Genomic DNA, 13258 nt, shown 5'->3' with positions numbered 1-13258 from the left:
GGTGTGGTGCGCGCGGCATCGCCCATGGGCGTTTGCCTGCGCTGTCCCCGGACTACGAGGCGCGACGACGAAGATCGGGCACCGTTTTTCGATGAATTTTCTGTGACACGTGCGTGGGGGTGCTGGCTTCGCGTGCGCGCACGGATGCGTGCGTGCACGATGCATGTGACGCGCTGATGGCGTGCCGGCCGTCTGGTTTGAAGGATGCGTGCGTCGCGCAGTGCGCGCGACGCAGTTGCCGCGCTACTGCAGGCGCGCCTGTGTCGGCGTGCGGCTGCGCACGTGGATGCCGTCGGCGCTGGTGCGCACCTGCAATGTCGGTTGCGCATCCAGGAAGGCGCGCAACGCGGCGACGTCGTCGCCACGCAGGTTGCCGGTCAGTCGCATCGCCCCGGCGTCGGCGTCGTCGATCAGCAGACGGGTGCGGTTGAGCCGGTTGAAATCCTCGGCGACATTGGCCAGCGGTTCGTCGCGGAACACGATGCGGTGTTGCCACCACGCGTGCATCGCCGCGACGTCCTCGTTGCCCAGTTCGACCCGGCCATCGGCGGTGTCGATGCGCGCGCTCTGGCCGGCGCCGAGATCGGCCAGCATGGGCTGTTGCGGCCGATCCTGGCGCCACACCTGCACGCGCCCGGCCGAGACCTCGATGCGCGCCTGGTCGGGGTGCAGGGCGATGTCGAAGGTGGTGCCGATATCTTCCACGCGCAGGCCCCCGGCCTGCACCTGCAGCGGGCGCCGGTCGGCGGCGACCACGAAACTGGCCTGGCCCTGCAGCAATTGCAGCTTTCGGCTCCAGGGGGTCAGCGTGGCGCGTACCTGGGTCTGCGCATTGAGCCGCACCGTGCTGCCGTCGGCCAGTTGCACGCTGCGTTGTTCGCCGAGTGCGGTGCGGTAGGTCTGGCTGCGCGGCCAGGCCCAGCCGACCAGCACCGCCACCGCGCACACCGCGGCGGCCGCGGCCAGACGCCAGCGCGGCGCGGCGTGGGCGCGCGCCGCACGCGTTGGCGCTGCCGCTGTCGCGCGCCGCGTCACGGGCAGGGCGATGACGTTGCCGCTCGCCGTGCCATCGCCGGTGTCGTCGCTGGCGAGCAAGGCGTCCACGTCCAGGTCCATGCCGCGCAGCGCCTCGCCGAGTTCGCCGGCCACGCGCTGCATGGCCAGATACTCGCGCAGATGCTGCGGCGAGGCGGTCAGCCAGTCCAGCAACTGCTGTTCCTGTTTCGCGTCCAGCGGCTGCATGCGTTGCACCGCATGCCAGTGCGCGGCATCGGCGATGGCACTGCGCGAAGAGAACGTGCTGTCGTTCACCAGCGGTCTCCGCTGTCGGCCAGCGCGCGGCGGCAGGCCGACAGCCCGCGCACCACGTGCTTCTTGACCATGTGCGGCGACACGCCCATGCGTTCGGCGATCTGCTTGTAGCTCAGCCCGTCGCGGTACTGCATCACCAGCACCGCGCGGGTGCGCGCGGGCAGCTCGGCGAGCAGGGCCTGCAGGTGCTGCTGGCGCTGCCGCCGGTGTGCGCTGTCTTCCACGTCGTCTCCCGCCGCCAGCAATTGCGAGAACTGCTCCATCTCGTCGATGCGCAGCGGCGCCTGGCGGCGACGCGCGGCCTGTTCGCGCGCCAGGTTCTGCGCGACGGTGTACAGATAGGCTTCGGGATTGGCGATGGCCTCGCCCTGCTGCCGATGCGCGCGCAGCAACCGCAGATAGGTTTCCTGCACCATGTCCTCGGCGTCTTCGCGTGCGCCGCGGCGCACGAAGAAGCCGCGCAGCACCGGGCCGTGTTCCGCGAACATGCGCGCCCATGCGCGTTTGGGGTGAGCCGCCACCGAGCCTGCCTTGTCCCTGGGGTGCGGGGCAGGCTAGAAGCTGCAGATGACGGTTCGGTGACGTTTGGGGGCGGTGCGTGTGGAGCAAGGCGGTGTTCGCCACTTCCTGCGGGAGTCGCCTGTCATGCAGCCGCGACGCGCGACGTGGTGTGCGTTCCGATGGCGCAATGCGTCGGGACTGAAGTCCCTCCCACAGTGCGCACGGCGGGCTCGCCGCCGCTCCTGCGAAGGCAAGGTGGATGCATCTCGCCGCGACCGCTAGTGCGAATCGCGCGCCACCGCGTCGCCGCTGCCGCCGACCAGGAAGTCCAGGTCGGCGCCCAGGTGCGCCTGCTGCACGTGCTCCACGTAGAGCTTGCTCCAGCCGCGCGTGGGTGCCGGCGGCGGCGTCCATTCGCTGCGCCGGCGCAGCAGTTCCTCGTCGCTGACTTCCAGGTGCAGTGCGCGGCCGGGGACGTCGAGTTCGATGATGTCGCCGTCGCGCACCAGCGCCAGGGTGCCGCCGGCGGCGGCCTCGGGCGAGGCGTGCAGCACCACGGTGCCGTAGGCGGTGCCGCTCATGCGCGCGTCGGAGATGCGCACCATGTCGGTGACGCCGGCGCGCAGCAGCTTCGGCGGCAGCGGCATGTTGCCGACCTCGGCCATGCCCGGATAGCCGCGCGGGCCGCAGTGCTTCAGCACCATGATGCAGTCGGCGTCGATGTCCAGCGCCTCGTCGTCGATGCGCGCCTTGAAGTCCTCGATGCTCTCGAACACCACCGCGCGCCCGCGGTGCCGCAGCAGGTGCGGCGAGGCCGCCGACGGCTTGATCACCGCGCCGTCCGGCGCCAGGTTGCCGCGCAGCACGGCGATGCCGGCCTCCGCGCGCACCGGCGCGTCCAGCGGATGGATCACCTCGCGGTTCCAGCACGGCGCCTGCGCCACGTTCTCGCCCAGCGTGCGGCCGTTGACGGTGCGCGCGTCCAGCGCCAGTTCGCTGCCGAGTTCGCGCATCACCGCCGGCAGCCCGCCGGCATAGTAGAAGTCTTCCATCAGGTACTGGCCGGACGGTTTGAGGTTCACCAGGCACGGCAGCCGCGAGCCGAGCCGGTCCCAGTCGTCCAACTGCAGCGGCACGCCCACGCGGCCGGCCAGCGCGAGCAGGTGCAGCACCGCGTTGGTGGAGCCGCCGATCGCCGCATTGACCTTGATCGCATTGGCGAAGGCGTCGGCGGTGAGGATCTGCGACATGCGCAGATCCTCTTCCACCATCTGCACGATGCGCCGCCCGCTGAGCCGCGCCAGCCGCGCGCGGCGCGCATCCACCGCCGGGATCGCGGCGTTCTCCGGCAGCGACATGCCCAGCGCCTCGACCATGCTGGCCATGGTCGAGGCGGTGCCCATGGTCATGCAGCTGCCCTTGGAGCGCTGCATGCAGGCCTCGGCCTCGACGAAGTCGTCCTGGCTCAGGGTGCCGGCGCGGACCATCTCCGACATCTCGATCACGCCGGTGCCCGAGCCCAGCGGCTGCCCGCGCCAGTTGCCCGACAGCGACGGCCCGCCGGACACGCCGATGGTCGGCAGGTCCACGCTGGCCGCGCCCATCAGCAAGGACGGGGTGGTCTTGTCGCAGCCCATCAGCAGCACCACGCCGTCCAGCGGATTGGCGCGGATCGATTCCTCCACGTCCATGCTGGCGAGGTTGCGGAACAGCATCGCGGTGGGGCGCATCTGCGTCTCGCCCAGCGACATCACCGGGAACTCCAGCGGGAACCCGCCGGCCTCGTACACGCCCTTTTTGACGTGTTCGGCCAGTTCGCGCAGGTGGCCGTTGCACGGGGTCAGTTCCGACCAGGTGTTGCAGATGCCGATCACCGGGCGGCCATCGAACATGTCGTGCGGATGGCCGGCGCTCTTGAGCCAGCTGCGGTAGTAGAAGCCCTGCTTGCCTTCGCGCCCGAACCACGCCTGGCTGCGGCGCGGCGGTTTGCTGGGTGAGCCCATGTCGGCGGATTCCTCGAGTCCAGGACGCCGGGATCCGCCTTGTGCGCAAGCCGCCCCCGGATGCTTTACGCCGGGGATGCTAGCGGGCATATTGATACGTGAAAAATAGCAAATATCTCCGAATGGATATTTGTTTTCATATATCGAAATCCTATCCACCTAGAGCGAAACGGCATGGACAACTCGGCAAGCGCAGCGCCTTCCTCCCTCGGCAACGCAACCTATGGCAGCCTGCACGGGCGCCGCGTTTTCATCACCGGCGGCGGTTCCGGCATCGGCGCCGCGCTGGTCGAGGCCTTCGCCGCGCAGGGCGCGCAGGTGGCCTTCGTCGACGTCGCGGCCGAGGCCAGCGCCGCGCTGGCCGAGCGGCTGGCCGCGGCTGGCCTGACCGTGCCGTGGTGGCGTCGCTGCGACGTCACCGACGTGGCCGCGCTGCAGGCGGCGATCGGCGACGCGGCGACCGAGCTGGGCGACTTCCACGTGCTGCTCAACAACGTCGGCAGCGACGACCGCCACGCGCTCGACGCGGTGACCCCGGAGTACTGGGAGCGCTGCGTGTCGATCAACCAGCGTGCGGCGTTCTTCGCCATCCAGGCGGTGGTGCCGGGCATGCAGCGGCTGGGCGGCGGTTCCATCGTCAACCTCGGCTCCACCGGCTGGCAGAGCAAGACTGGCGGCTATCCGGTGTACGCCACCGCCAAGTCCTCGGTGAACGGCCTGACCCGCGGCCTGGCCCGCGACCTGGGCGCGGCGCGGATCCGCATCAACGTGCTGACCCCGGGCTGGGTGATGACCGAACGCCAGGTCACCCTGTGGCTGGACGAGGCCGGCGAGCGCGAACTGGCACGCAATCAGTGCCTGCCGGACAAGGTGATGCCGGAGGACATCGCGCGCATGGCGCTGTTCCTGGCCTCGGACGAGGCGCGCGCGATCACCGCGCAGGAGTTCGTGGTGGACGGCGGCTGGACCTGAGCGCGGTCGCGCGGCCGGGCGTCGCGGGGGCACCGGTTCGGGCAGGGCAACAGCGGAGGCGGTATCCGGCTTCGCTCGTCGGGGCTGAAGCCCCTCCCACAAACAGCCGGGCGCTGCTGCTGGGCGGCGCGTTGTGGGAGGGACTTCAGTCCCGACGCGATCAGCCGTCCGCAGGCAGCGACGGCGGGGTCGCCGTCACGGCGACACCGTACACCGTGGCCGCCGCCTCCTGCAGCGCCTGCAGCACGATCCGCGCGCCCGGCGACAGCAGCCAGTCGCGGCGGGTGATCAGGCCGAAGGCGTCCATGCGGCAGGACAGCGCCACCGGCACGATCGCCACGCTGCCGTGGTCGGCGAAATGCCGGGCCACGTCCTCCGGCACCACCGCCAGCGCGTCGCCATGGCGCAGCAACTGCGGCAGGACCACCAGCGCCGAGGTCTCGATCACCCGCTTGGGCGCTTCCAGCCCGGCGTTCTGGAACATCAGTTCGAAGCGGTGGCGCAGCACGCTGCCGTCCGGTGGCACGATCCACGGTGCCTCGGCCAGCACCGCCAGCGTCGGCGCCGGCGCCGCCAGCAGCGGATGGCCGGGGCGGGCGATGGCGCAGACCTTTTCCTCGGCCAGCGCCTGGTAGTGCAGGTGGCGCTTGTCGTGCCGGGCGAACAGCCGCGCCACCACGATGTCCAGTTTGTTCTGCGCCAGTTGCTCCAGCAGCACGTCGCTGCCGTCCACGCGCAGGCTCACCCGCAGCAGCGGATGCTGCGCGCCGACCTGGGCCAGCGCCGACGGCAGCAGGCTCATCGCCGGGCCGGCGATCGCGCCGACGGCCACGCTGCCGGCATAGCCGGCCTTCAGCGCCTCGATCTCGGCGCCGGCCTCGCCGAGGCTGGCCAGGGCGATGCGCGCGTGGCGGATCATCGCCTCGCCGTACCAGGTCGCGCGCATGCCGCGCGGCAGGCGCTCGAACAGCGGCACCGCCAGCATGTCCTCCAGGTCCTTGAGCAGCTTGGAGGCGGCCGGCTGCGACATGTTCAAGGTTTCGGCGGCGCGGTGGATGTTGCCTTCCTCCTCGATCGCCAGCAGCAGCATCAATTGCCGGGTCTTCAGGCGGGCGCGGACGAACCAGGGCGGGGCGGCAGGCATGGCGCTCACAGAGATACGAATGTTCGTATACGTTAAGCCAAAACCGATATTTGTTGCATATAGGTCGTCCGGCCAGAATAGGTCGGGCGCATCGCGCCGCGCGTGTCCCGCGCCGCCCGCTGCGCGTCCGCATTCCGACAGGCGACCGATGCATGCGATTGATCCAGTTGCTCGATGACGCCGGCACGCCCGGCGTCGGTGTGGTGGAAGACGATGGCCGCCAGGTGCGGCTGCTGCGCGAGGTGGCGTCCACCTATGCGCTGGCCAACGCGGCGCTGGCCGCCGGCAACAGCCTGGAGGCGCAGGCGCAGCAGCTGCGCGGCGAGCGCGTGCTCGACTACGCCGCGCTGCTGGCGGCCGGCCGGGTGCTGCCGCCGCTGACCCATCCGGACCCGGCGCATTGCCGCGTCACCGGCACCGGCCTGACCCACCTGGGCAGCGCCGCCACCCGCGATGCCATGCACCAGAACCTGCAGCAGCAGGCGGCACAGGGCACGCTCACCGATTCGATGAAGATCTTCCAGCTCGGCGTGGACGGCGGCATCCCCCGCGACGGCCAGCCCGGCGCGCAGCCGGAATGGTTCTACAAGGGCGACGGCAGCAGCCTGGTCGCGCCGGGCGCGCCGCTGCCGTCGCCGGACTTCGCCCTGGATGGCGGCGAGGAGCCGGAACTGGTCGGGCTGTACGTGATCGGCGCCGACGGTGTGCCGTACCGGCTCGGCTTCGCGCTGGGCAACGAGTTCTCCGACCACGTCACCGAGCGCCAGAACTACCTGTACCTGGCCCATTCCAAGCTGCGCGCCTGCGCGGTCGGCCCGGAACTGCGCTGCGGCGCGCTGCCGCGCGACCTGCGCGGCCACAGCCGCATCCGCCGCGGCGATGCGGTGATCTGGGAGAAGCCCTTCGTCACCGGCGAGGCCAACATGTGCCATTCGCTGGCCAATCTCGAGTACCACCATTTCAAGTACGCCGCGCACCGCGTGCCCGGCGACGTGCACCTGCACTTCTTCGGCACCGCCACGCTGAGCTTCGCCGACGGCGTGCAGGCGCAGCCCGGCGACCGCTTCGAGATCGAACTGGCCGAGTTCGGCGCGGCGCTGGTCAATCCCTTGCAGCGCGTCGACAGCGGATTCGCCCTGGGCGGCGTGCGCGCGCTGTAGAACCGCACGGAGGTAGGCATGACCCGACGTTTCCAGAGCTACATCGACGGCCGCTGGGTGGCCGGCGACGACCTCGCCCCCGACGAGAATCCGTCCGACCTGTCGGCACCGGTCGGCGAAGCCGGCAGCCTCGACGCGGCCACGGTGCGCGAGGCGATCGCCGCGGCCAACGCGGCGCAGTCGGCGTGGGCCGCGAGCACCCCGCAGCAGCGCGCCGACGCGCTGGACGCGGTCGGCAGCGAGATCCTGGCGCGCAAGCAGGAGCTGGGCGCGCTGCTGGCCTCGGAAGAGGGCAAGACCTTGCCGGAGAGCATCGGCGAGGCGGCGCGTGCCGGGCAGATCTTCAAGTTCTTCGCCGGCGAGGCGCTGCGCATTCCCGGCGAGACGCTGGCCTCCACCCGGCCCGGGGTCAACGTCGAGATCACCCGCGAGCCGGTCGGCACGGTCGGCATCATCGCGCCGTGGAATTTCCCGCTGGCGATCCCGGCGTGGAAGATCGCGCCGGCGCTTGCCTACGGCAACACGGTGGTGTTCAAGCCGGCGGAGATCGTGCCCGGCTGCGCCTGGGCGCTGGCCGAGATCCTCAGCCGCGCCGGCCTGCCCGACGGCGCGTTCAACCTGGTGCTCGGCAGCGGCAGCACGGTCGGCCAGGCGCTGGTCGGCGAGCGCGGCATCGATGCGCTGAGCTTCACCGGCTCGGTGCCGACCGGCAACCGTCTGCTCAAGCAGGCCGCCGAGCGCGGGCTGAAGATCCAGTTGGAGATGGGTGGCAAGAATCCGCTGGTGGTGCTGGCCGATGCCGACCTGGACCTGGCGGTGGAGATCGCGGTCAACGGCGCATACTTCTCCACCGGCCAGCGCTGCACCGCCTCGAGCCGGCTGATCGTCGAACGCGCGGTGCACGACGAGTTCGTCGCGCGGGTGCGCACGCGCCTGGCCGCGCTGAAGATCGGCCATGCGCTGGAGCCGGGTGTGGATATCGGCCCGGTCGCCAGCGCCAGCCAGTTCCAGCAGGACCGCGACTACCTGCGCATCGCCCGCGAAGAAGGCGCCGAACTGCTCTACGGCGGCGAGGCGCTGGAGTGCGCGCACCGCGGCTACTACATGCGCCCGGCGCTGGTCGCAGCACAGCCGCAGCACCGCATCGCCCGCGAGGAGGTGTTCGGCCCGGTCGCCGCGGTGCTGGTGGCCGACGACTACGAGCACGCGCTGGCCTTGGCCAACGACACCGAGTTCGGCCTGTGCGCCGGCATCGCCACGCGCTCGCTGAAGCACGCCGCGCATTTCAAGTGGCATGCGCAGGCGGGCATGGTGATGGTCAATCTGCCCACTGCCGGCGTCGACCCGCACGTGCCGTTCGGCGGACGCAAGGCCTCCAGCTACGGCCCGCGCGAGCAGGGCCGGTATGCGGTGGAGTTCTACACCACGGTCAAGACGGCTTACACATCCGCACCATGAACTGATCGAATCAGCGCACGCCGGCCTGGGAGGGTGGGCGGCGCGTCGCGGCCTCCGGGCCCGTCCGCCGCCAGCGTGCCATCAACGAGGAGGGGCTATGCAGAAGCACACGTCGGGAATGTGGGCGCTGGGAATCGCGGCGCTGCTGGGAATGGCGCTGGCCGCGTGTTCCGGCGGCGGCAAGGACGCCGGCAAGGCGCCCGGGCAACTCACCGTCGGTTTCAGCCAGGTCGGCGCCGAGAGCGAATGGCGCACTGCCAACACCGCCTCGATCAAGCAGGCCGTCGCCGATGCCGGCATGACGCTGAAGTTCTCCGACGCGCAGCAGAAGCAGGAAAACCAGATCAAGGCGCTGCGCTCGTTCATCGCCCAGCGCGTGGACGTGATCGCGTTTTCGCCGGTGGTGGAGTCGGGCTGGGAGACGGTGCTGCGCGAGGCCAAGGCCGCGAAGATCCCGGTGGTGCTGACCGACCGCGCGGTGAAGGTGTCCGACGACAGCCTGTACGTGACCTTGATCGGTTCGGATTTCGTCGAGGAAGGACGCAAGGCGGCGCGCTGGCTGGTCGAGCGCTCGCCGCTGAAGGACGGCGACAAGCCGGTGCGCATCGTCGAACTGCAGGGCACCGTCGGCTCGGCGCCGGCGATCGATCGCATGAAGGGCTTCAAGGAGATCCTGGCCTCGCATCCGCGCTTCCAGATCGTGCGCTCGCAAAGCGGCGATTTCACCCGCGCCAAGGGCAAGGAAGTGATGGAGGCGTTCCTGAAGTCGGAGGGACGCAACATCGACGTGCTCTACGCGCACAACGACGACATGGCGATCGGCGCGATCCAGGCGATCGAGGAAGCCGGGCTGAAGCCGGGCAAGGACATCCTGGTGATCTCGGTGGACGGGGTGAAGGGCGCGTTCGAGGCGATGCAGGCCGGCAAGCTCAACGTCACCGTCGAATGCAATCCGCTGCTGGGCCCGCAACTGGTGCAGGCCATCCGCGACCTCAAGGCCGGCAAGCCGCTGCCCAAGCGCATCGTGGTGGAGGAGTCGGTGTACACCCAGGACCAGGCCGCGGCCGAACTGCCCAAGCGCAAGTACTGAGGCCGCGCGCATGCATCCGCTGGTGCTGGAGGCGCAGGGACTGAGCAAGGCCTATGCCGGCGTGGCCGCGCTGGAGGACGTGGCGCTGCGTTTGCGCGGCGGCGAGATCCACGCGTTGATGGGCCAGAACGGCGCCGGCAAGTCGACCCTGATCAAGCTGCTCACCGGCGTGACCGCCGCCGACGCCGGGCGCATCGTGCTGGATGGCGCGGTGGTCTCGCCGGCGTCGCCGCAGCAGGCGCAACGGCTCGGCATCAGCACCGTGTACCAGGAAGTGAACCTGTGCCCGAACCTGTCGGTGGCCGAGAACCTGTTCGCCGGCCGCTACCCGCTGCGCGGCTGGTTGCGGCGCATCGACTGGCGCCGGGTCGAGCGCGAGGCCGAGGCCGGCCTGCAGCGTCTGGGCATCGCCATCGATGTGCGGCGCGCGTTGGGCAGCTATCCGGTGGCGGTGCAGCAAATGGTGGCGATCGCGCGCGCGGTCGGGGTGTCGGCGCGGGTGCTGATCCTCGACGAACCCACCTCCAGCCTCGACGAAGGCGAGGTGGCCGAACTGTTCCGGGTGATGCGCGCGCTGCGTGATGGCGGCATGGCGATCCTGTTCGTCACCCACTTCCTGGACCAGGTGTACGCGGTGGCCGACCGCATCAGCGTGCTGCGCAACGGCCGCCTGGTCGGCGAATACACGCCAGATGCGCTGCCCGCGCCGCAGCTGGTCGCGGCGATGGTCGGGCGCGCGCTCGACCCGGCCAGCGCCGCGGCCGCCGCGGTGCGCGCGGCCGCGCCCGAGGACACGGCGCCGCTGCTGCAGGCGCAGGGCCTGGGCCGGCGCGGCCAGTTGCAGCCGGTCGACCTGCAACTGCGCCAAGGCCAAGTGCTGGGCCTGGCCGGCCTGCTCGGCGCCGGCCGCACCGAACTGGCGCGGTTGCTGTTCGGGCTGGACCGTGCCGATCGCGGCCGCGTGGCGATCGACGGCCGCGCCGTGGTCCTGCACGGCCCGCCCGACGCGATCGCCCACGGTCTGGCGCTGTGTCCGGAAGAGCGCAAGACCGAGGGTATCGTCGCCGAACTGTCGGTGCGCGAGAACATCGTGCTGGCGCTGCAGGCGCGCATGGGCCTGCGCCGGTTCCTGGCGCCGGCCGAGCAGCTGCGCATCGCGCAGGGCTACGTGGACGTGCTGGGCATCAAGACCGCCAGCCTGGAGACGCCGGTGGGGCTGCTGTCCGGCGGCAACCAGCAGAAGGTGGTGCTGGCGCGCTGGCTGGCGACGCGGCCGCGGTTGCTGATCCTGGACGAACCCACCCGCGGCATCGACATCGCCGCCAAGCAGGAGATCATGACCCGGATCCTGGCCCTGGCCCGCGAGGGCATGGCGGTGCTGTTCATCTCCGCTGAGGTCGCCGAGATCGCGCGCATCGCCGACCGCATCGCGGTGCTGCGCGAACGCCGCCTGGTCGGCGAACTGCCCGGCGGCTGCGGCGAGCGCGCGATCTTCGAGCTGATCGCCGGGAGCGCGGCATGAGCGCCACCGCCACGCCCGACACCACCGCATCGCGCTGGTCGGCGCGGCTGCGCGCGCATCCGTTGTTCTGGCCGCTGGCGACGCTGGCGGTGCTGCTGCTCGGCAACGGCCTGTTCGACCCCGGCTTCCTGAGCCTGCAATGGCGCGACGGTCACCTGTACGGCAACCTGGTGGACATCGGCAACCGTGCCGCGCCGCTGGCGCTGGTGGCGATGGGCATGACCCTGGTGATCGCGGTGCGCGGCCTGGACATCTCGGTCGGCGCGGTAGTGGCGATCGCCGCGACGGTGGCGGCGTGGATGATCGGCGGCGGCGAACACAGCCGCTTCCCGCTGTGGGCGGTGCTGCTGGCGCCGCTGCTGGTGGCGGCGCTGTGCGGGCTGTGGAACGGGCTGCTGGTGGTCAAGGTCGGCATGCAGCCGATCATCGCCACGCTGATCCTGATGGTGGCCGGGCGCGGCATTGCGCAGTTGATCGGCGACGGACAGATCCTGACCATCTACTACGCGCCGTATTTCTACCTGGGCAACGGCTTCCTGCTCGGCCTGCCGTTCGCCCTGTTCGTGGTCGCCGCGGTGTTCGCGGCCTTGCAACTGCTGCTGGGGCGCACCGCGCTGGGGCTGTTCGTGCGCGCCATCGGCCACAACCCGCGCGCGGCGCGTGTGGCGGGCGTGCGTGCGCGGCTGATCGCGGTGCTGCTGTACGTGTTCTGCGCGTTCAGCGCCGGCCTGGCCGGGTTGCTGATCAGCTCCAACGTCAAGAGCGCCGACGCCAACAACGCCGGGCAACTGATGGAACTGGACGCGATCCTCGCGGTCACGCTCGGCGGCACGCTGCTCGATGGTGGCCGCTTCAGCCTGGCCGGCAGCGTGATCGGCGCGCTGATCATCCAGACCCTGACCGCGACCATCTACGCCTTCGGCGTGCCGGCGCAGGTCACCATGCTGATCAAGGCGCTGCTGGTGTTCGCGGTGATGCTGCTGCAATCGCCGCGCTTCCGCGCCAACCTGCGCGGCTGGATCCGGCGGCCGCCGCCGCAGGTGCGGCCATGAGCGCGGCGGCTCCACGCCTGGTTGGGTCCGGCCTGCGCAAGGCGGCGGGCGTGCTGCAGGGCGCGCGCCTGCCGCTGGCGATCACCGTGGCGCTGTTCGTGGCCATGCTCGCGGCCGGCGGCGTGCTCTACGACGGCTTCCTGGCGCCGCAGGTGCTGGCCAATCTGCTGATCGACAACGCCTTCCTGTGCATTGCCGCGGTGGGCATGAGCCTGGTGATCCTCAGCGGCGGCATCGACCTGTCGGTGGGCGCGGTGCTGGCGTTCACCACCGTGCTGTCGGCATCGCTGGTCGAGCGCCATGGCTGGTCGCCGCTGGCGGCGATCCCGCTGGTGTTGCTGCTCGGCAGCGTCTTCGGTGCGTTCATGGGCCTGCTGATCCAGCGCTACCGCCTGCAGCCGTTCGTGGTGACCCTGGCCGGCATGTTCCTGGCGCGCGGCGCCAGTTACCTGATCAGCGTCGATTCGATCCCGATCACCGACCCGCTGTATACCGCGATCGCGCAGGCGCGGCTGCCGCTGGGCGGCGACGCGTCGCTGTCGATCGGTGCGTTGATCGCGCTGGCGACGGTGGCGCTGGGCATGTGGCTGACCCAATGCACCCGCTTCGGCCGCTGCGTGTACGCGCTCGGCGGCAGCGAGGCCTCGGCGCGGCTGATGGGCCTGCCGGTGGAGGCGACCCAGGTGCGCGTCTACGCCTTCAGCGGCTTCTGCTCGGCGCTGGCCGGGGTGGTGTGCACGTTCTACATGCTGTCCGGCTACAGCCTGCATGCGCAGGGCCTGGAGCTGGACGCCATCGCCGCGGTGGTGATCGGCGGCACGCTGCTGGCCGGCGGCAGCGGCTATGTGATCGGTACTCTGTTCGGCGTGCTGATCCTGGGCGCGATCCAGACCCTGATCGTGTTCGACGGCACGCTCAGTTCGTGGTGGACGCGCATCGTGATCGGCGGCCTGTTGCTGCTGTTCTGCCTGCTGCAGCGGTTGCTGACCCGGCGCCTGCCGCAGGGTGCGGCGAGCGAGTGAGCGGCACGGCGGCGTAGAATTCG

General features: G+C 70.7%; 11 protein-coding genes. 7 read left to right on the top strand and 4 right to left on the bottom strand.

Annotated elements, in window-relative coordinates; genetic code table 11:
• Nucleotides 1–243: 243 nt before the first annotated feature.
• The 3 genes from ACHWVH_RS00985 to ACHWVH_RS00975 all read right to left on the bottom strand — a co-directional run bounded on the left by ACHWVH_RS00985 (nt 244) and on the right by ACHWVH_RS00975 (nt 3815).
• Nucleotides 244–1242 carry a FecR family protein gene (locus ACHWVH_RS00985; RefSeq protein ID WP_394686527.1) on the bottom strand — a complete coding sequence of 333 codons (999 nt, stop codon included), beginning with the start codon at nt 1240–1242 and terminating at the stop codon, nt 244–246.
• Nucleotides 1243–1307: 65 nt separating this feature from the next.
• Complete coding sequence (locus ACHWVH_RS00980) at nt 1308–1832, bottom strand: RNA polymerase sigma factor (RefSeq protein ID WP_026143437.1); 525 nt, start codon at nt 1830–1832, stop codon at nt 1308–1310.
• A 258-nt stretch (nt 1833–2090) separates the two neighbouring features.
• Nucleotides 2091–3815 (bottom strand): IlvD/Edd family dehydratase, encoded by a 1725-nt coding sequence (locus ACHWVH_RS00975; RefSeq protein ID WP_394686479.1) that lies wholly within the window; start codon nt 3813–3815, stop codon nt 2091–2093.
• 174 nt (nt 3816–3989) lie between these two features.
• Between ACHWVH_RS00975 and ACHWVH_RS00970 the strand changes: the two genes are divergently transcribed.
• Nucleotides 3990–4787, top strand: coding sequence for an SDR family NAD(P)-dependent oxidoreductase (locus ACHWVH_RS00970; protein WP_394686478.1), 798 nt, complete (start codon nt 3990–3992; stop codon nt 4785–4787).
• Between the two features lie 160 nt (nt 4788–4947).
• Here ACHWVH_RS00970 and ACHWVH_RS00965 read toward each other — a convergent pair whose 3' ends face one another.
• Entirely contained in the window at nt 4948–5931 is a 984-nt protein-coding gene (locus ACHWVH_RS00965) for a LysR substrate-binding domain-containing protein (protein ID WP_017915375.1), read from the bottom strand.
• 152 nt (nt 5932–6083) lie between these two features.
• Between ACHWVH_RS00965 and araD1 the strand changes: the two genes are divergently transcribed.
• The 6 genes from araD1 (at nt 6084) to yjfF (ending at nt 13235) form a co-directional block, all read left to right on the top strand.
• The gene (gene araD1, locus ACHWVH_RS00960; protein WP_026143438.1) at nt 6084–7091 is read left to right on the top strand and encodes an AraD1 family protein; all 1008 of its coding nucleotides are present in this window, start codon (nt 6084–6086) and stop codon (nt 7089–7091) included.
• A gap of 18 nt (nt 7092–7109) precedes the next feature.
• Complete coding sequence (locus ACHWVH_RS00955) at nt 7110–8549, top strand: aldehyde dehydrogenase family protein (protein WP_295927079.1); 1440 nt, start codon at nt 7110–7112, stop codon at nt 8547–8549.
• A gap of 97 nt (nt 8550–8646) precedes the next feature.
• Nucleotides 8647–9639 (top strand): ABC transporter substrate-binding protein, encoded by a 993-nt coding sequence (locus tag ACHWVH_RS00950; RefSeq protein WP_394686477.1) that lies wholly within the window; start codon nt 8647–8649, stop codon nt 9637–9639.
• Nucleotides 9640–9649: 10 nt separating this feature from the next.
• On the top strand, nt 9650–11161 hold the full coding sequence (locus tag ACHWVH_RS00945; RefSeq protein WP_295927073.1) for a sugar ABC transporter ATP-binding protein: 1512 nt from the start codon (nt 9650–9652) through the stop codon (nt 11159–11161).
• Nucleotides 11158–12213, top strand: a complete 1056-nt coding sequence (locus tag ACHWVH_RS00940) for an ABC transporter permease (protein ID WP_394686476.1) — start codon at nt 11158–11160, stop codon at nt 12211–12213. Before ACHWVH_RS00945 ends, ACHWVH_RS00940 begins: the two co-directional genes overlap by 4 nt.
• On the top strand, nt 12210–13235 hold the full coding sequence (yjfF, locus tag ACHWVH_RS00935; RefSeq protein ID WP_394686475.1) for a galactofuranose ABC transporter, permease protein YjfF: 1026 nt from the start codon (nt 12210–12212) through the stop codon (nt 13233–13235). Before ACHWVH_RS00940 ends, yjfF begins: the two co-directional genes overlap by 4 nt.
• Nucleotides 13236–13258: the final 23 nt, after the last annotated feature.

Source organism: uncultured Xanthomonas sp. (assembly GCF_964278005.1).
Taxonomy (GTDB): domain Bacteria; phylum Pseudomonadota; class Gammaproteobacteria; order Xanthomonadales; family Xanthomonadaceae; genus Xanthomonas_A; species Xanthomonas_A sontii.
The sequence above is the reverse complement of the archived record's forward strand: the minus strand, read 5'-3'. Positions and strand labels throughout refer to the sequence as shown.